Raw genomic sequence first — 19,902 nt, forward strand, 5'->3', positions numbered from 1 at the left:
TCAGTGACTCGCGCGGACCGAGGCGGCGAGGATCACGCATTCGGGCCTTTTGATCTGCTGGAGGGACTGCTCCCAAACGTGGTCAGGATCACCGGTCTTGCATTGCCAAGATCTTGCGCTGGAAAAGTGCACCATCGGCGTGCATTTCTAACTGCTGCCCCTGATATCCGCCCTCTCTGCGCGGCGTCGAAGTGCGCCATCTCGTTCGGCATGCGACTGCACTTGGGCGTATTGAGACGTGCAGCACGCATAGTGCTGAACGGCTGAAGCGGCTCCCCTGTACGTTCTTCCCTAACCAGATTTCTGGCATGGCTGAATAGATTTCAGCCTGCTGATTCGGTGCTCGCTCGCTATAGGTTCTCTGCTCCTCCAGCAACCTGAAACGAGCATTCCGTATCCAAATGGCCTCTTCCCTGGACATACCGCTACTGCCGGTTCGCCCGCGACCGCATCCCGGAGAGGCCATCTCCGGATATCTGGCGCGGCTGAAAGCAGCACTCGGTGTCCCATCCAAAAACCTAAGGGCGTACTTGGGAATTGAGCCTTGGGGCCATCTCCCGCTTCTGGACACCTGGGATGAGGACTTGGTTGATCGTATAATCCAGGCAGTAGGCGGACAGGCAGCGATCCTCAAATATTCCATTTTGCCTTCATGGCACTACCTTCTGGCTGGCGCTTTTAGTCCGATTCATAAAGATAAGTCCTGGATGCAATGGTGTCCTGCTTGTCTGTCGGAACCAGATCCATGGTTTCGGGCCGTTTGGCGGATGTCTGTAACGACCTGCTGTTCACAACATGGGCGTTTGCTGCTTTCCAAATGTCCAGCCTGCGGCGTCAGAGTCGATCCGGAGAAGATTTCGCCGATGTGCGCCTGCGGGGTTCCTCTCAGTGCTCACCAGACGCCCAAGGCGATGCCTTTCGTCGTGAGTGCCCAAGGTGCATTTGAAAAGGCACTTTCTGCAGAACCGGAATTGGAGAAGCGGACAGCCCTGGTCGCCAACTTCTTTAGGCCAACTGCTGAGAAACTGAAGCAAGGAAAACTCTCCGTAGCATCATATGGGCAGCCCTGCGAGATCCGTCACGCCGCCCATGGATTCACGCTGATCGAAGCCCTTGAGAGAAGCGGGGCAGCAGTGACGGAATGGGGTCAGTATTGGCGTTTCATCGATAGGGTCTTGCTGCCGACATTACGGAGCGATCCGACCTATGGGCAATTTGACGTGATGAGACGTGGAGGACGCCCGGTACGATACAGGCGCAACATCGCGGATGATTGGATTGAGGAAGGCGCATATCTCCGCCGCAGGCATGACATGCGATGCAAGATGATCCGGGCCATCGAACTGCATTCCGAGAAACCCACCCGGCCTAGGAGGGCTGCTTTCTATCAGGCCAAGTGTTCAGGGTTGGCCGAGTCCGGAAGGCGGTAACATTCGGGTGCGGATTGAAGTGCGGCGCTACACACCGTTTCCTCTGTTTCGCAGACCCGTAAGAAAGGGAGCATGCGAAAGTTCCTCAACGACAGCCCTGCCAGGGCGGTAAAGCGGTTCGGCTTCACGCTGGAAGAAATTATTCGGCAGGTCAGCTGGATAGAAAACGTCAACTGGGCACTGTGGGCTTCAAGATTCTTGATAAGAAATGGCCGGACCTCGATCGTCGGTTCCGGGCGTGGCTGTAGCCGAGCAAATTCGGTCTGACAGATGTCAGATCCGCTCCCTTTCCGACATTGTGTAAGGAACGGCCATTGCGGCGGGGCATCTTCGCCCCGTTTTGACTTGGTACCGCGCGAGGAGGCTATAACGTTGCAGCAAGTGCGTCCCGGAGCGAACTAGCGGAATACGGCTTACGGAGCACGATTCCGTCCAGTGCGTCTCCACGATGACCGGTGGCGAAGATCACCTTGATGTCCTGCTTCCGGCGGCGGGCTTCCACAGATAAGCCTCTGCCGTCCATATGACCCGGCAGATCTAAGTCGGTGAGCAGCACATCTACATCCCAATGCGCAAGGAGCGTGAGCGCTTCCTCGGCCGAGGCGGCTTGCACGACCATATGCCCCATCGAGCGGATAGTTGTCGCTGTCGCCTCGGCAACCATCGGCTCATCTTCGACAAGCAACACGCACAGTCCCTCGGCTTCGGAGGGCGTGCACGCCCGGCTCGCGACCTCCCCGCTCGACATCCGCTCTGACAATCGGGATGCGCCGGATGTCGGTCCATCCAGAACGTCGCGAAGCTTCCGTGCCAATGTATCCCGCGTGTAGGGCTTGCTGAGGAGCACCGTTCCGGAATAGAGGCGCCCGTCCTGTCTGATAATGTTCGCCGTATAGCCAGACGTATAGAGCACGCGGACCTCCGGTCGGAGCGCAACGGCACGGCGCGCGAACTCCGGCGTCGAGATCGAGCCCGGCATGATCACGTCCGTAAAGATGAGGTCGGCGGGCACTCCAGCTTCAAGCAGGCTCAGGGCTTCGTCCGCGTTCGACGCCGTGCTTACATGGTATCCAAGCGATCCGACCATTGCCGCCACAGCCTGGCGGACAGCCTCCTCATCCTCGACGACCAGGATGGCTTCCGTCCCGCCGCTGGCATTTCCAGTTGGCCGTACAATCTCCTCCTCTAGAGCCGGGGAGCGGGGCAGATAAATCGTGACGGCGGTGCCGCGCCCGAGTTCGCTCCTGATTTCCACATGGCCGCCCGACTGCTTGGCGAAGCCGTGCACCGTGGCGAGGCCAAGGCCCGTGCCCTCGCCGACCGGCTTCGTGGTGAAGAAGGGCTCGAAAGCATGGGCGAGTACGTCGGGCGACATTCCCGGGCCATTGTCGCTGACTTTCAGCATCACGAACTCGCCTGAAGCTCCCCGCTGATTGGACGTGTCGGTGCCGTCCAGCATGGTATTGGCGATTTCGATAGTGACCTTCCCCTGCCCCTGCAGGGCATCACGCGCGTTCACCGCCAGGTTCAGAATTGCGTTCTCCACCTGGACCGGGTCCACCATGGCGTTCCAGAGGTCACTGTCGACGCGTGTTTCAAGTTCGATGCCGCCGCCGATTGTCTGGCGCAGCATGTCGAGAATGTTCTGGGCCACCCGGCCGAGATGGACAGATTTGGGTTCAAGCGGCTGCTGGCGCGCAAAGGTCAGAAGCTTGGATGTCAGTGAAGCCGCGCGCTCTACCCCCTCCTGTGCGGCCTGTATCCGCTGTACGGATTCGGCCGACAGATGCGCATCGACCGTGAGCAGTTGCAGGTTGGCCCCGATGACTTGAAGATGGTTATTGACATCATGTGCAACACCGCCGGTCAGCATGCCGACGGCCTCCAGCCGCTGAGACTGGGCAAGCGCTGCTTCCGCTTGCATGCGGCGCTCGACCTCTCCTCGCCAGCGGGAGAACGCCGCGGCCTCGCCTCTGGCCCGATGCAGGGCAGCCACGGCCATGATGGCCAGCGCAAGAGAGCCGAGCACAGCCACAGCGGCCATTGGCACTATCGATCTGAGCCAATCCCTTATGATCGTGTCGGTGCGGATGCCGAAGCTGGCATAGATGCCGTGTCCCTGCACCGGCCGGACCATGTGCAGACGCTCAACCCTATCGAGTTCAGATACTGTCTCGTACCTGCCGCCACCCGGGTTGACGGCAATCGTCTGCATGAAGCCACTTCCCTGGCTCATGACCTCGACGTTGGTCGTGATCGCCGGTATGCGGAGGAGAACCGTGCCATCGGCGCGTGCGACGGTCACGGACTCGCCTGGTCCGTGGCTGAGCTTGCCAAAGAAGGCGGCAATGGGTTCAAGCGGGATGCCGCTGACCACGGCGCCTGTGAACTCCTCGCCCGGCCCGGAGATGCGATGAGCTACTGGGAATGCGGCCTTGCCGGTCAAGCGGCCGACAATAGCGGGGCCGATGACCTGTTCGGCGCCCTTGCTCAGGGATTGGAAGAACTCACGATCCGCGTAGTTGTCATCCGGCGGAACTGGACTGACGCTATTGGCGATCGGGCGCCCGTTCGGCCCAATCACGCTGATCGCTGTCAGGGCTGTGCTGTCGGTCGAGTAGTCCGCAAGAACGTCATGTAGCGCACTGATCGGTAAGGGGTCCGGGCTTCCGGCGGAGAGCCGGTCCGCGATGGTTGTGACGATGCCTTCATGCAACTGGAAAACGGCGCGGAGGTGGTCGGCCATTGTGCGGGCCTGCCGGTCGGCCCGTTCTTCTGCATCCTCCCAGGCGACATACCATTGTTCCCAGGCAAAAAGGGAAAACAAGCCGAGCGGAATCAGCACACCGGCAACGATCAAGGCGCGAAGGGGCCGAGAGAGACGGGGGGCTTCGGTCATACGGGCTCGCTAAGTCGCTTGCGGACGAAGCTAACCGAGGTTCCGGCGCGATGCACGAGTCAGAAGACGGAAGCAGATAGTATGGCCAAATCTTTCCTGTCCTCCGGATAAAATGCACGCCTCCAAGTATGGAGTTTGAGCGAACTCGAGAACAGTAGAGATCCTTCCCATGGGCCAGCCTGGATAGGGCGTCATGCTCGCATGCAGTGATAGCCTAAGTACTGATCCGTCGCCGAACTCCTTCGCCCCCTTCGACGGTCTCGGCCAGAAACTGCACACCCGCTTCCGACATCACTCTGCCCAGGCGCTCCAGCGTGGAGGCACGCGGACTGGCCAGCCCATCCTCCAGCCTCTGGAGGGACTTGGTGGACAGTCCGGACTTCTCCGCCAACTCCTGACGGGACCAACCAAGAAGTCCTCGCGCAGCGCGCACCTGAGCGACAGAGGGCAGCATTTCGCTAGGAGAGCCGAGGAAAAGCATGTTGTCCACGGGCCTGACGGATTGCTGCCCCAAATAGGCGGTATGAGAAAGCAAACGTCTTATAAGAGACGTTTGCATCTTGACGCGGCCATCTATGCGGCCCAGCCTTCACGCAGCACGGGTGCTTCAGATCGAATCGGAGCTCCAGCACGGCAAGACAGCAGGAAGCACCATTACCGGTGTATTCCTGCTTTCGATGCTCACCCCATAACCGGAAGGGAGTGGTGGCGATGGATCAGCATTTGCTTGCGGTTGGGTGGGCCGGGCCCGAGGTAGAGTTTGAACTGGCAGGTTATGTAGATGGCTCCGAGAACCGGGCCATCATCCTGCACTGGATTCTTCTGACGCTTGTGGTCACCACACCGGTGACCGAGCGAACATTGCATGTCGTCGGGCAGGTAGGCAATCGCTGGCGAGTGACATCGCCGGTGGAGGTGATCTCGCCGTCCCGGTCAGCGGCTCGCACACTGAACAGCCTGTATAGCTTCGGAACTCGCTAGGGGATCGGCGACAGCACGGCTCGCTCGCGGAGGTAGCCAGCTATATCGGAGGTGGCGTCATCCCGAGCACGGCGTCCTTGAAGGCGGGGCGAGCGTAATCCGGCAATTTCCTACCTGCTGGCCTGAACTGGGGCCCGTCTAACAAGGACGTGTCGTCTAGATCTTCCAAAGGAGGCAGTCATGGCTCTGGAAGAAATGCCTGAAGAGGATCCATTCGGCGGTGGGCGTTGGCCAATCAGGCCAAGGCTACAGAAGGGTGAGGGGCTGGCGTCCTGGTGGCTGCGTATCTCCGGTGAATTCGGCCTGAGACCAGAAGCCTTCTGCCGTTTAGTCCTACAGCGGCGGCCATTATATGCTCCAGATCCGGTCCGAGCCAGCGAGCACTCTATATTGGACAAACTCTGTGCTGCGACAGGTACAGATCGCAGGGAGGCGAGTAGCTCCGCGTTATCCTGGTATGTCGGACGTGCGTTCTGGCGGATGTCTGCGAGCGTCAAAGCCGCGTGGGTTCTTCCAATGGGCAAGACTTATGAGCGCAACCGGGCGCCGGGCGCTCCGTTTTGCCCGCTCTGTTTGATCACAGAATCCATCCCAACATTTCAGCGGGATTGGCGACTGGCGATCTCCTCATGTTGCCTGCAACACAATGTCCTGCTGGAGGATCGCTGTAAATGGTGTGGAGCCCCTGCAGCCCCATTCCATGCTGTCCTCAAGGGGCATCGGGTCCATCTGTGTTGGGCGTGTGGAGCTCAGCTTGGACATGATGGGACCACTCCTGCCGATGCTTCCGTGGTTCAACTGCAGTCCTGGTTGCAGCAGACGCTCGAGGCAGGTTGGATCGCGTTGTCGGATACTCAGTATCTGCCGGGTCCTGCTGCTTTCGAGATTGTGCATCGGCTGATGTCGGGTATTGCCATCCGCGACCATCACGCAGCTGGACAGACCGACTGGGCTGTGCAGGCGGTTAAGGCAGCAGAGCTACCTGCATTGCTGCGGGCGACGAGCAGCGGCGGTTCCGCTTCCTCAGCAATCCCCAGCAGTTTGCGTCCTGGTGAACGGCATCGCCTTCTTAGGGGTGTGGCGGATCTTCTGGCAGATGGGCCTGACGCTTTGCGGCAGATCATCCAGGACGATCTGGTCAGCGTACCGCGTTCAGCATCGTTGCTCAGTTCAGTTCCATGTATCCGCCTCCGATCGCGTGACGGTAGGCCGGGCAGGGGAGGCGCGTGGGCTTCCAGGCTGCACTGCTTACCTGGATCACGGGGCATCTCCGGGCGCATCAGTCGAGGCATGATGTAGGAGGAACCGATCATGAGTGGGCTGGATGGTGGAATGACGATGGTCACCGTCTCGGTTCTCGGATTGTCCTGGGGAAGCGGGAGCCGAGAGGCCGTACCAACCTCACGGCAGTCCAAGCCATCCCGGATTGGCGCGGTTGTCTTTGCGGTGGGCGAGACGTTCGGCAGGGGGCCGATGACGGTCAGCTTCTCGCGGGTTGAGACCTATCTCTCTCCCAACGCGGTCAGCCGCTATGCTGGGCAAGCTGCGGAGGCGCAGGAGCAGGAATTGCTGGGCGTCTGTGCCCATCGTCTTTGGAGGATGTCAGGGCCGGTGATCATGGTGCCCGCGGCGGCGCGCGGCAGTTTTGAATTTTTTCGGCAAAGGTGTAGCTACGCCGGATCGGGACTACGCTGGCAGTCTGCTGCATCCCCAATGTTGCGGCCCGGCGCGGTCCGACATTGCTTGCTGCCTAACGTGCAAACGGGATCGGACCAAAGCGGCCTTATAGATGATGCTTGCCCTTTTGCCAGGGCGGAGTGCCTTGCACTGCAGTCTTGGGTGCGCAGCATCGATCATCTGGAGCGCACTGGCCGCCTAAGCCCACGTGCTCACGGCCGAGCAATGGACACTCTCTACGAGGTTCTTCTGTCCGAACAAGGCAAACGCCCGCATTGGGCGGCATGGCTGCAGCCTCAATAAACCTCACTCCAGGCTAAAAACAGTTCGTCCTCGCGCATTGGCAGATGCGGTTACCTCTTTTGTGCTGTCTGCAAGAAGGGAGGCGCTCATGTCTGATGGACTAAACCGGCGAAAGCGCCCTGGTGGAAGCAAGGGGCGGGTACCAAAGCGTGCACCTGGGGATCCGGCGCTGGGCTTGGCCCGCGAGGTTCGCAGAAATGCACTCAGCATCAGCGGGATATTCAATCACGGCTCTCTTTCGGTTGCATTCGAATCCGGCTTGGAACGCAAGCTGATTGCGGTGACCGGGTTCATCCCGGGTTTCAAGGGAGCAGTCACGCAACCTGCCAGGGTCGGCTACACGACGGCCGAGGGGCGTAACACGACCTCATTTCCGGACATCCTCGCCAGCTTTGAAACTGGAGACATCCTCTATGATGTGAAGCCGTTTAAAGATCTTGTCACCGATTGGGACAAGTTGCTTCCGAAGTTTGAAGCTGCCAAGGAGCATGCCAACAGCCAGGGCTGGGAGTACCGGATCGTCACCGACGCTGAACTCGAATCCGCTTTTTCGCAGAACGCGGATTTCCTGATGAAGTGTCGGCTGAGCCAGTGCTCCGAGGCGGACCTCCAACTGGCTGAGGACACGGCACGAACCTATAAGGTCGCGGACACAGAGGCACTTGCGCGGCTTCTTGCCTCGGACGTCGTGTCACTGTCGCACTGGCAAGCCACGGTGATGAGGGCGATTGCCGATTTCCGGATCCACGTCGATCTGGATCAACTAGTGCAAGGACCGGTCCCGATCCAGCAGGAACCATTTCAGTTCCGGCTGCCAGGACAGCCGATCTCGGTCATTGATGAACAGGTGCAAGCGTTTCGGCGCCAGTTGGAGCACGAGGCCCAGCAAGCGGCATTGATTGACAATGCGCCCAAGGTTTCGCCGGTGCTGTTCATCGTACCAGGGGAAACCTACCGGCTGGGTGACGAGTTCGTCACGGTGAGCCGGTTTTCCAACGTCACAAGCGTGGTTGTCATCGGGCCTCAGGGCAACGAGCGGATTGTTCACCTGAGTGAGCTTCAGCCCATTGTGCCCGATGGAATTGGCGGCGAGTTGGTTGATCGGCACTGGGATAAGCTAACGCCGCAGGAGCAACAGATTGCCTCGGCACGGTTAGCGGTCGTGCGTGATCTCGCCTACCGGCAGAACCGCCCGGCACCTGTGATCCAGGAGGCGGCCGAGAAGCTCAATGTGAGCCGTAGCTACCTGTTTCGCCTTTTACAGCGCTATGAAACCGTTCCCATGCCGTCGTCCTTGGCACCGCTTCGGCGAGGCCCAAAGAGCAAGAGACTTAATGAGGCCGTCGAGGCGGAGATCGAGGCAGCGATTACGAACGTGATGCTGACCCGGCAGAAGAACTCGCTTTCGACTTTGCAGCGGGCCGTCGAAGGCAGGCTCGCAAAAGTCGGTATGAAGGTCAGTAAAGCGACTATCCGGAGACGGTATATGGCGAAGGATCCGCGGATTTTGATTGCTGCCCGCAACAGCCCCGGGGCTGCGCGGCAGCTGTTGGAAATGGAGCGTGGCAAGCACCGGGCTCATTTCCCGTTGCACGAGGTGCAGATTGATTCCACGTGGTTCGATCTCTTTCTCCGTGATGAGGAGGACCGGCTAACCACGAGTGGGCGGGCGTATCTGACAGTGGCGATCTGCGTCTTCTCGCGTGTGGTTCTGGGATTTCACCTGTCGTTCCGACCCGTTGGTGCGGCTACGGCGGGGCAGTGCATCTACAACTGCATCAGCCCAAAGGACCGCTTCCTTCGTGAACTCGGCCTTGAGGAGCTTGGGGAGGTTCCCCACGGGCTGTTCTGGGTGCTGCATGCTGACGGAGGTCGGGAATTCAACAATTCCAGCATCGCGAGTTTTGCCAGCACCTATGATGTCTCATTCCACCTTCGACCAATTCTGAAACCAAACTGGGGCGGACACATTGAAAGCCTCCTGGACAAGGTTGCAGACCGCCTGAAGTCCATGCTGGGAGCTTCGTTTTCGAATGCAGCGGAGCGGGATGACTACGACTCCGAGGCCAAGGCGGTCATGACCCTGTTTGATGCAAAGCGCTGGCTCGCAAAGTTTTTCTGGGGAGAATATCATAATGCGTATCACAGCGGCATTGGCATGAGCCCACTGGAAAAGTTTGCGCAGGGCCTCCTTCCGCAATCAGGGGCATTTGCTGCCGGTGCCCCTCGGATCTGCAAGGATCTGAGGAGACTGATGATCGAACTGCTGCCAAAGTACTTCGTCACCGTTCAGCCGTATGGAATCAGGCTGGATTACATGGTCTATACAAGCATTGCACTCCAAGCTTGGCGCCATCGGCCGCACCCTAATGGGCAAAAATTTGAAGTGCGGCGAGATCCCGACGACGTTACGCGAATTTGGTTTCTCGATCCACTGAGCAACAAATATCTGGAATGCACGTTTGCGCACGTTATCGAGCGCCCGTACTCCAAGGAGCAGATTGAGGAAGCCCTGGAGTACTGCAAAGCCAAAGGCTGGGAGCCAACGACGGACCGCATTCTGCGGACCCGTCGACAGATGGATGAGGAGGAGCAGACGGCGCGGCAGAAGACGCTGAAGGCCCGCCGGAAAGCCGCCGTAAACAAGGAGGCTGTGGTCAACGTCACGCGCCGGAATGAGATTCTGACGCTGCCTCCACCTGACCAAGCAACATCCCCTCCGGTAATAGCTGCGGACCTCATCCCCCTGCTGCCACCGCCAAAATCGGCAGAAACTCAGCCTGTAAATCTGGATGCGGAAGGGGGCACGCCTGGCGACAGCCCTAGGGCTAATGAGCGGACGCCACGCAGGGCAGAGGACGAGCAAAGCGGGCCTGCGGATACGCGTGCCCAGCAGCGTCCTGTTCTCGATCTTTCAAAGCTCAGGAGGCGCTGATGGCCGATGCCAGCATGGTCCAGGGCGACCGGGTCCTGACGGAGGAAGCTCGTGCCGTCCTGAATGCACCGGATGATCAGAGGATCTATTTCATCCGCGAGAGTGTCTGGATCGACCATCCGACAGTCGAGGACATCATGCAGGTACTCAATGACACGATGGAGTGGCCCGACATTCATCGAATGCCATGGGTGATGATCCATGGCCCTGGGGCTTCAGGAAAGACGGCGCTGTTGCGCGAATTCATGGCGCAGCACAAATCCCTTGTGGACGAAAGCCAAGAAGCCGACCGGAACCCCATTGTCTATATCTCTGGCGGAGGGGGAAGCGGAGGGGAATCCGCACTCTATAACCAGCTTATGATCCGCCTCCGTTCGAAGTTGCGGATCTCAAACAAGGAAGACAAGAAGCTCCACGTTTCCGCATTGCTGCGCGCCACGGGAGTGCGGATGTTGGTGATTGATGAGGGGCATGATTTCCTAATCGGATCCGATCGTGAACGGCGGCAGTTCTGGGCAGCGCTGAAGTATCTTTGCAATGAGCAGAGCCGGTCCTTGGTGATGGCCGGGACGCAGGATCTGTTGTCCGGCATGCTGGCGGATGATCAGATCGACACGCGGTTCGAGGAGCCGTTCGAGATGCGGCGCTGGGCTCCCGGGCCCGAATGGGACGGCTTCTTGGCGCTGTACGAGGCCCGGCTGCCACTTCGCAAAGAATCTGAGCTCTGGCAGCCTAAACTGTCGAACTGGTTGCTGGACATGTCCGATGGGCTGACCGGAGAAGCTGTGAACCTGATGAAGAAAGCTGCGGTGAAGGCCATCCGGGACAAAGCGGAACGGATCACCATGAAGACTTTTGAGAACATGCGCGTGCGTCAGCTGCGTCGGCGGTAGGAAGTCGCCGCCGCCATGAAATTAAGATCCTGGCATCATCTCCCTGGCGCTCCCGCCGCCCGGGAGTATCACCGGCGCAGTGATTCCGGTCGACGGGTGCATGCACTACTTCGCACATCGACAGGATGCTCTCTGGCACTGAAGGTCGGCAAGGCGCAGCGATCTTCATCCCAGCCAGATAGGGACTGTCGCAAGGAGGCCGAGTATGCCGTTCGCCATTGTCGCTCCGTCCGCAGTGCTTTCGCCAGCAGAAGACCGCCGAGGCACCATACTGAGAGGGATGCTACGGTCAGAATGCCGAAGGTCCCGCCCAGGAGCAAGGTGTACCGGGCTAGGTCACGAACTCATAAAGGGGTAGCGGCGTGGGGCGAGGCGTGATTCAAGGCGTCCGGGAGGAGCCTTGATGAGTCTGTCGCGCCGCTTTGAACTGACCGACCTCGAATGGTCGATCATCGAACCCTTGCTTCCGAACAAGCCACGTGGCGTGCCGCGGGCCGACAACCGGAGGGTGCTGAACGGCATCTATTGGCGGCTCAGGACTGGCTCGCCCTGGGCCGATATCCCCGAGCGCTATGGTCCGGCAACGACCTGCGCCAACCGCTTCCGCCGCTGGGCGAAGATCGGGGTGTGGGACCGCATCTTCGAGGCGGTGTCCAAGGCCTATGACGGCGACCTGCAGATGATCGACTCGTCTTCGATCCGGGTCCACCAACATGGTGGGAACGTAAAAAAGGAGGCCCGCACGCCACGCCGGCCGCCGCTCGGGAGCACGCTCGAACCCAGTGCATGGGGCGCTCGCGAGGCGGGCTGACGACCAAGATCCACGCGCTCGTCGACGCCAACGGACTGCCGGTGGCGCTGAAACTCACCGAGGGCTAGGCCCACGACGGCGTCAGCGCCGCCGATATGCTGGAGGGGCTGGGCGACGGTCAGATCCTGCTCGCCGACCGGGCCTACGACAGCGATCGTCTCCGCCAGAGCCTCAGCGACCGCGGGGCCTTTGCCAACGTTAAGCCGATGAAGGGCCGCAAGCGAACGCTCGCCTTCAGCCCATGGCTCTATCGCCAGCGCAACCTCGTTGAGCGCTTCTTTTCAAAGCTCAAACACGATCGCGCCGTTGCTACCCGATACGAAAAGCACGCCACAAACTTCCTCGCCGCAATCAAACTCGCCGCAGCAAGGATCTGGATGCGCTTTATGAGTCGGTGACCTAGTTCGGCAAGAACTCCATCTGCTGGAACGGGAATGTCTTGTATAGCTTTGCACGGGCTATGCTGATGTATCGCGCCTTCGCCCGTGGAGGTCGACCGTGTAATACATTGAATGGTTCACTGAATGAGGAAGTTCTAAAGCAAGGGTAATTCTGTTTGAACGCGCAACCGCTAGTGCTGCAAGGCAGGGCAATCACATCGTAGAGCTTGACAGGAGGCCATCCAAACATAAGAGTGCATACGCACGCCTATTGGTAGATGGATGTGGCATGACGCAATTTGATAAAGATCCCTCTCCAGGACGGAGCCGTATGCGTATCCGGAGTAAGTTGCCGCCCCTTAATACATTGCGCTCATTCGAAGCGGCGGCACGGCACGGTAGCTTCGTCAGGGCGTCTGAAGAACTTCATCTAACTCCAAGTGCAATAAGCCATCAGATTCGCAAACTTGAGGATCAGCTAGGGGTCAGGCTGTTCGATCGGGGCGCTCGCGATGTTGTGCTTTCGGAACGTGGCCGGAATTATCTGTCGGTTGTTCAGGATGCTTTCGATCGGTTAGCATTTGGGACCGACAGGCTCCTGGGCCGTAAGTCACGGCGGGCTTTGAGGGTGTCCTGCGAGCCGTCTATGGCTTATGGATGGCTACTGCCCCGGCTGCACCGGTTTTTGGATTGTAAGGACGACGTCGAGGTGTGCGTTACAACGGAAAACTGGGTAAACGCACAACCGCCAAGGGACTGCGACGTGGTGATCAGCACAGGTGATGGCCGAGTTGGAGGGCTCACGGCAGTACCACTCTTTACTGATATTCTGGCTCCCGTGCTGGCACCTTGCCTTGGGGCAATTCCGGAAGGTTTTGATTCTCTGCGGTGCCTTCCAGTCATCAACGACATCAGACCCGCTTTCGGGAACGCTGGAACCGCGAATATCAGCACGAGCTTTCCTGGCGCAAATTGGACGAAATGGCTGGCCGCGGCCGACCTGAAGAACTTGGTTCCCGCTCGAGTGCTTACGTTCGATTCCGGGCATGCAGCGACGGAGGCAGCCATTCGCGGGTTCGGAGTTGCCATAGGCGGCCTTCGAATTCTGGACGAGGCACTATCTGGTGGAACTCTTGTGGCTCCTTGGGATTTCGTTGTTGAGGCCGATGAGCCATTCTTTGCGATTTCTGCTCCAGGTAGCCGTCGAGAGCGCGCAGTTGCCGATTTTGTCGACTGGCTGAGCGATGAAGCTGCAGTCGTGCGTGCGCGGAGCCCTCAATTTCTTTCCAGAATTGCCTCGGACAAGGGCCTGAGGCTTCTGCACGGGGGCTCATCATCAACGGGCAGTGGTTGCAGCCCGTTGTTTCCGATGGCGGGTGCGTGCAGCCGCAGTGATGTCGGTCTCCGGTGTGGCAACTAATCCTAGGGGCTGAGCGTACGCCAGAATCAGAGATATCTACTCTCCATTGGGATGGAGAAGAAATTAGACCTGGCCGCCATTCCAGCCGATTGCTTTCAATCGAACGCACCTATTTTCTCATATGATGTCAGATGATGATCTCGCGTTTGTATCCGATATCATTGGGTAAATGTGTGGCATGGGAGAACTAGCCGGTTCTAAGAGTCTGTCCGAGATCATCTTGTTTTCTGGCAGAGCTTCCGCAGCATCATCCGAATTGATGCCCACCGTAGGAACGCCAAGGCTGTTTTGTTTAGGCACTCCCAATCCTTTGCTAATCGGCGGCATCGGTTGAGTCAGCCGATGAATCTTTCGATCACCCACCGGCGTGGCAGCACGGTGAACCCCTACGCCGTGTCCGACCGCTTGACGATCTCCACATCGATCTTGCGCAGGATCTGCCGGAGGGCGGCCTGGAACTGCGGCCCCTGGTAGCCCCCGTCAGCGTAGAGCTTGCGCAGGAACGGGAACATCCCGAACAGGGTGGCCATGACCAGAACCCTGCCGTCCCGATCCTGGATATCGGCCGCATGGACGATGGCGTGCAGCAGCAGGCCCTGGGTGTCTACGAGGAGATGGCGCTTCTTGCCCTTGATCTTCTTGCCCGCATCGTACCCGTGCGCATCGATCGACCGCCCCCTTTTTCTGCGCTCTTCACGCTCTGGCTATCAATGATCGCGGCGGTCGGGGCGGTCTCGCGGCCCGCCTGGTTACGGCACTGGAAATAGACGGCATGGTGTAGCCGGTCCAAGGTGCCGTCGTGGGTCCAGTCCCGGAAATAGCCGTGAACCGTGCTGCGCGCCGGAAGATCCTTCGGCAGGGCGCGCCACTGGCAGCCCGTGCCCAGCACATACATAAGCCCATTCACTACCGCGCACATGTCCACCGTCCGTTTGCCGCCCCCGCGTCGCGCCGGAGGGATTAGCAGGGCCACCAACGCCCATTCCGCGTCCGTTAGATCGGTCGGATACCCAAGATGGCTGCGGTCGTACAAACCACGGTTCGCGCTCGTCCACATCTCGAAGGGCCCGCATCGGTGAACACAGGCCACTGAATCACAACCGATTCATCCGATTCAACATGTCTTCGGACAGACAGTAAGGATGTGGCGATCGCTAAACCTGGGAACAGGTCCTCGTTCGATATGTGATGAACGGCATGGAGGTCGCATAAACGACAAACTGAGCACCGCCACCGTTGCAGTTGAACAAATTACCCCAATTTGTTGTGATCGCGTTCTGGATCCTTGATTCGGTCGCTGTGCGATCGGCCATACCGGAAGCGAGCCCCATGTCTGACGTCCTCAATCCAGCAGTCGACGATCTTCCCGCCGAGCAGCCCAACACCGTACCGGGGAAGCTGGAACGCGGGCGCATGGAGCTCCTGGACCTGTCCACCCGGAACCGGCTGATCCACCTGCCGAAATCCAGGACTACCAAGACCATTGAAGTCGTGGACGAGCGCACGGACGAGGTCTTCCGGCTTCTAGTCGGCGAGGGGAAGCCATTCACCTTTTCCGCGGGCCGCCGGGCACCGGGGGAGAAGCCTGAAGATAGCCAAGAGCAGGACAGCCAGGAGATCACCGTTCTCGCCCAGCCTGAGGACGACGCCGTTGACGAGCGCGGAATCGCGCAACGTCACAGCGACACCAAGCTCCAGACCCGGCTCACATCGGAAGGCCTGCAGAAGCGGTTGCTGACCCTGTACCTTGATGCAAAGACCCTCCAGGAGGAACAGGGCGTCAATATCCTGTACCTTGCCATGGGCATGCTGAAGTGGTTCGAGGCGCCAAACTCCGAGACGGAACGCTACGCACCGCTGATCCTGGTGCCGGTCTCCCTGGAACGCGGAACCGCGGCCGAGAAGTTCAAGCTGCGTTGGCTTCAGGAAGAGCAATCCCCGAACCTTTCCCTTGCGGCCCTGCTCAAGCGTCAGTTCGGCATCGTGCTTCCGGAGTTCCTCGAGGCCGCCCAGGAGGCTTTCGATCCCTCCGACTACCTGGACCGCGTGGCGCTGGCCGTGGCCGGGCAACCCCGCTGGGAGGTCATGCGGGACTCCATGGTCCTGGGACTGTTCAGCTTTGCCAAGTTCCTGATGTACCGCGATCTGGATCCGGCGAACTGGCCCGCCGGGAGCAGGCTCTCGGATCATCCGGTGATCTCCGGGCTGCTTGGCGACGGGTTCCCGGGATCGGACCCGCTGTTCGGGGATGACGAGCCGATCGACCCGCATATCGGGCCAGAGGACCTCGTCCATATCGTCGATGCGGACAGTTCCCAGACGGCCGCCATCCATGAGGTCCGCAAGAGCCGCAACCTTGTCATCCAGGGCCCGCCGGGTACGGGCAAGTCCCAGACCATCGCGAACGTGATCGCCTCGGCCGTGGTGGATGGAAAGAAGGTGCTGTTCGTCGCGGAGAAGATGGCGGCCCTTGAGGTTGTAAAGCGCCGTTTGGACGCCAACGGCGTCGGCGACGTCTGCCTGGAACTCCACAGCAACAAGGCGAACAAGCGGGCAGTACTGGAGGAGCTTCGCCGGACCTGGGAACTGGGCAAGCCGAACGGTGCCGCGAATGGCGCACTGATCCGGCAGCTGCGACAGTACAGGGACGCGCTGAATAGTCATGCGGCACGCCTGCACCAGCGCCACGATCCCTGCGGTCTCAGCCCTTATCAGGTCATTGGCCACCTCGTCCGTCTCCGGCAGGCGGGGCAGGAGCCTTCGACAGTCACCCTGGAGGCGCCTGAGACCTGGAGCCGCCATGACAAGGAAGAGCGCGAACTCCTGCTGAAGGAGCTTGCCGGGCGCATCCTGGACATTGGTGCCCCATCCGCCCATCCCTGGCGCGGAGTTGCGCTGCCCTCAATTCTGTCGACTGATCTCCAGCGCCTGGTCAGCCGCATCGGCGGGCTGCGAGACCGGCTCGCCTCATTCCTGGCCGATCGCGATGCGCTGGCCTCCGCGCTTGGCGTTGAAGCTCGGGGCAGCTTCGAAGATATCGAGCGGCTCGCACGCATGGGCGCGCGGGTCGCCGAGGCCCCGAACGTCGAGCCTGAGGTGCTCAGCGCATCCTGCTGGGGCGTGCGGACCCCGGACTTGGTGGACCTCGTGGCCGCGGGCGAGGCCCATGCCGCCGCGCGCCAGGAACTCTCCGGCACGGTCAGCGAGGCCGCCTGGGATACAGACGTTAAGCTGGCCCGGCAGAACATCGCCCAGTACGGGGCCGGATGGTTCAGGTGGCTTAACGGGGACTACAAGCGGGCAGACGCGCTGTTCCGCTCCATCCTCTCCAGCCCGCCGCCTAAGTCCCTGGACGAGCGGCTCCGGCTCCTGGACAGGCTCATTTCCGCCCAGAAAGCGGCTGCCGATCTCGCCCGCGATGAGGCACTAGGCCGTGAAGCATTCGGCCCGCGCTGGCGTCGGGAGAGGTCCGACTGGCCGTTGCTGCGCAAGGTGGTGGATTGGATCCGCGGCAACGGAGACGACAGTGTGGCCGAGGATATCCGGCGCATTGCGGCATCGGCTGCGGATCGGGACAGCGCCGGTAAGATCGCCGACCGTCTTGCCAGGGCCATTCCGGACCTGATCCGGGACCTGGACAGTCTCTTTACCGATCTCCGCCTCGACCGCGGCATGGCATTCGATGCTGAACAGACAGCCACCATTCCCGTGGCTGAATTGGCGGACCGCCTCGGCACCTGGGTCGAGCGGTCGGAGGACCTCTCCAAATGGACGGCCTATACGGCGAAGGCTGACCAAGCCCGCACAGCCGGTCTCGGCGGACTTGTCGACCGGCTCGCGGACGGCAGCCTGGATGAGGCGTCCATCGTGCCGGAGTTCGAGATGGCCTACTACGAAGCCCTGCTCTCGATAATGGCCAAGGAAGAGCCCGAGCTCGCCCAATTCGACGGGGACGGCCACACCCGCATGGTCGAGGAGTTCTCCAGGACGGATCGCAAGCGGCTGGAACTGTCCCGCCTGGAAGTGGCGGCTGCCCACCATGCCAAGCTGCCGAGCCCGAATGGTGGAGCCGGGCCGCTCGGCATCCTCAAGGGCGAGCTTGCCCGCAAGCGCGGTCACATGCCGATCCGGCAGCTGATGAAGAAAGCCGGGCCCGCGATCCAGGCGCTGAAGCCGGTGTTCATGATGTCACCGCTCTCGGTCGCCCAATTCCTGGAGCCAGGGGCCGTCGAATTCGACATGCTGGTGATCGACGAAGCGTCGCAGATCCAGCCGGTGGATGCCCTAGGCGCCATGGCGCGCTGCAAGCAGGTGGTGGTGGTCGGCGATGACCGGCAGTTGCCGCCCACCAGCTTCTTCAGCAAGGTTCTGGCCGGGGATGAGGACGCCGAGGACGACGGCAGTGCCGGTGTCTCCGACGTCGAGAGCATCCTGGGCCTTTGTGTCTCCAAGGGGCTGCCGCAGCGCATGCTGCGCTGGCATTACCGCAGCCGCCACCAGTCGCTGATTGCGGTTTCCAACTCTGAATTCTACGAGAACAAGCTCTACATCGTCCCGAGCCCCTACACGGCCCAGGCCGGGATGGGCTTGCGCTTCCACCATCTGCCCAACGGCACCTTCGATAGCGGCAATACGGCGATCAATGCCGTGGAGGCCAAGGCCGTAGCCGAGGCAATCATCCGGCACGCCAAGGAGCACCCGGAGCTTTCGCTGGGCGTGGCGACCTTCTCCACCAAGCAGCGCCGGGCGGTGGTGGATGAACTCGAGCTCCTGCGCCGCCAACATCCGGAAACCGAAGCGTTCTTCTCCTCGATGCACCCGGCCGAGCCGTTCTTCGTGAAGAACCTGGAGAACGTGCAGGGCGACGAGCGCGACGTGATCTTCATCTCCGTCGGCTACGGCCGTAACCCGCAGGGCTATATGGCCATGCGGTTCGGGCCACTCAGCGCCGAGGGCGGCGAACGGCGGCTTAACGTGCTGATCAGTCGCGCCAAGCGCCGTTGCGAGGTGTTCGCCTCCATCACCGACGAGGACATCGACCTGGAGCGCGGCCGCGGCAGGGGTGTGGCCGCCTTCAAGCTGTTCCTGCACTTCGCGCGGACCGGCAAGCTCGGCATCGGACGGAAGACCGACCGCGAGCATGACAGCGTGTTCGAGGAGCAGGTTGCGGCCGCTCTCCGGGCCGAGGGCTATGACGTCCACCCGCAGGTCGGCTTGGCCGGGTTCTTCATCGACCTCGCGGTCGCCGATTATGACCGGCCCGGACGGTATATCCTCGGCATCGAGTGCGATGGCGCCGCCTACCACTCCTCACGGTCGGCACGTGATCGTGATCGGCTGAGGCAGGCGGTCCTGGAGGATCATGGCTGGATCATCCACCGCATCTGGAGCACGGACTGGTTCAACCGCCCGCAGGAGCAGTTGAGGAAGGTGCTGGCCGCAATCGAGGCCGCCAAGGCGGAACTGGCTGGGCGCGACGAGAAGCTGAAGCCCTTCTCCCGGGCCGTACCGCTGGACGTGGTGACGGTCGAGCGCGAGGACGTTACCGAGGTTGGCCTTGAGGTAGCGCAGGTACCCTCCCTGGCCGTGCCCTACGTCGAGGCTCAAGTCACAGTGCCGCTGCACATGGAACTGCATGCCCTTCCGACCGGCATGATGGCGGACATTGTCCGTCAGGTCGTGACTGTCGAGGGTCCTGTTCACGCCTCCGAGATCACGGCCCGCATCCGCAGCTTCTGGGGCCTGCAGCGGGCCGGAGCGCGCATCCAGGCTGCCGTCGAGAAAGGCATTGAGGCAGCTGTCCGGGCAGGCACCATCACCGGTGAGGCCGATTGCTATCAGGTGCCTGGAGCCGTGGTCGCAATCCGCGACCGATCGGAGGTCACCTCGCCTGGCCTGCGCAAGCCTGAGATGCTGCCGCCCGCGGAAATCCGAGCAGCCGCAACCAGCTTCGTCAAGACGAACCTGGGAGCCACTGTCGAGGAGACGGTCAGCGGCGTCTCCCGTCTGTTTGGGTTCAAAGCGACCAGTGCACAGCTGAAGCAGGTAATCCTGGCAGAACTGGACGCGGCTGTTGACGCAGGCGATCTGGTCCAGCAGGAAAGCATCCTTATGGCTCCCGCCTGAGCACGGCGGATACTTGTGCCACTTCCGCAGGTAGCCCAGCCTTTCTG

Annotated in this window: 10 protein-coding genes and 2 pseudogenes; 9 read left to right on the plus strand and 3 right to left on the minus strand. The window is 60.7% G+C overall.

Features of this window, described 5'->3' with window-relative positions; translation table 11 throughout:
- Nucleotides 1-401 precede the first annotated feature (401 nt).
- The gene (locus DOL89_RS18015) at nt 402-1,430 is read left to right on the plus strand and encodes a TniQ family protein (protein WP_119680761.1); all 1,029 of its coding nucleotides are present in this window, start codon (nt 402-404) and stop codon (nt 1,428-1,430) included.
- A gap of 72 nt (nt 1,431-1,502) precedes the next feature.
- On the plus strand, nt 1,503-1,697 hold the full coding sequence (locus DOL89_RS25020) for a hypothetical protein (protein WP_162937652.1): 195 nt from the start codon (nt 1,503-1,505) through the stop codon (nt 1,695-1,697).
- A 97-nt stretch (nt 1,698-1,794) separates the two neighbouring features.
- Here DOL89_RS25020 and DOL89_RS18020 read toward each other — a convergent pair whose 3' ends face one another.
- Together DOL89_RS18020 and DOL89_RS18025 are read right to left on the minus strand one after the other, a co-directional pair.
- A complete protein-coding gene (locus DOL89_RS18020) occupies nt 1,795-4,329 on the minus strand; it encodes a response regulator (protein WP_119680762.1) in 2,535 nt (844 codons plus the stop codon).
- A 214-nt stretch (nt 4,330-4,543) separates the two neighbouring features.
- The gene (locus DOL89_RS18025) at nt 4,544-4,888 is read right to left on the minus strand and encodes a helix-turn-helix domain-containing protein (RefSeq protein WP_318658549.1); all 345 of its coding nucleotides are present in this window, start codon (nt 4,886-4,888) and stop codon (nt 4,544-4,546) included.
- A gap of 152 nt (nt 4,889-5,040) precedes the next feature.
- Here DOL89_RS18025 and DOL89_RS18030 point away from each other — a divergent pair, with 152 nt between their 5' ends.
- The 6 genes and pseudogenes from DOL89_RS18030 to DOL89_RS26050 all read left to right on the plus strand — a co-directional run bounded on the left by DOL89_RS18030 (nt 5,041) and on the right by DOL89_RS26050 (nt 13,729).
- The gene (locus DOL89_RS18030) at nt 5,041-5,310 is read left to right on the plus strand and encodes a hypothetical protein (RefSeq protein WP_119680763.1); all 270 of its coding nucleotides are present in this window, start codon (nt 5,041-5,043) and stop codon (nt 5,308-5,310) included.
- A gap of 195 nt (nt 5,311-5,505) precedes the next feature.
- Complete coding sequence (locus DOL89_RS26045; protein ID WP_225890054.1) at nt 5,506-6,609, plus strand: TniQ family protein; 1,104 nt, start codon at nt 5,506-5,508, stop codon at nt 6,607-6,609.
- 769 nt (nt 6,610-7,378) lie between these two features.
- Nucleotides 7,379-10,225, plus strand: a complete 2,847-nt coding sequence (locus tag DOL89_RS18040) for a TnsA endonuclease N-terminal domain-containing protein (RefSeq protein WP_119680765.1) — start codon at nt 7,379-7,381, stop codon at nt 10,223-10,225.
- Nucleotides 10,225-11,118, plus strand: coding sequence for a TniB family NTP-binding protein (locus DOL89_RS18045; protein WP_119680766.1), 894 nt, complete (start codon nt 10,225-10,227; stop codon nt 11,116-11,118). The genes DOL89_RS18040 and DOL89_RS18045 overlap by 1 nt, the downstream gene beginning before the upstream one ends.
- A 403-nt stretch (nt 11,119-11,521) precedes the next feature.
- Nucleotides 11,522-12,327 (plus strand): annotated as a pseudogene (locus DOL89_RS18050) (IS5 family transposase).
- 313 nt (nt 12,328-12,640) lie between these two features.
- Entirely contained in the window at nt 12,641-13,729 is a 1,089-nt protein-coding gene (locus DOL89_RS26050) for a LysR family transcriptional regulator (RefSeq protein ID WP_225890055.1), read from the plus strand.
- A gap of 215 nt (nt 13,730-13,944) precedes the next feature.
- On the opposite strand, the pseudogene DOL89_RS18060 reads toward DOL89_RS26050, so the two are convergent.
- A pseudogene (locus DOL89_RS18060) lies at nt 13,945-14,786 on the minus strand (IS5 family transposase).
- A 272-nt stretch (nt 14,787-15,058) separates the two neighbouring features.
- Here DOL89_RS18060 and DOL89_RS18065 point away from each other — a divergent pair.
- Entirely contained in the window at nt 15,059-19,855 is a 4,797-nt protein-coding gene (locus tag DOL89_RS18065; RefSeq protein ID WP_119680768.1) for a DUF3320 domain-containing protein, read from the plus strand.
- The last annotated feature ends 47 nt before the right edge of the window (nt 19,856-19,902 follow it).

This window comes from Indioceanicola profundi, assembly GCF_003568845.1.
In the GTDB taxonomy this organism is placed as follows: Bacteria; Pseudomonadota; Alphaproteobacteria; order Azospirillales; family Azospirillaceae; genus Indioceanicola; species Indioceanicola profundi.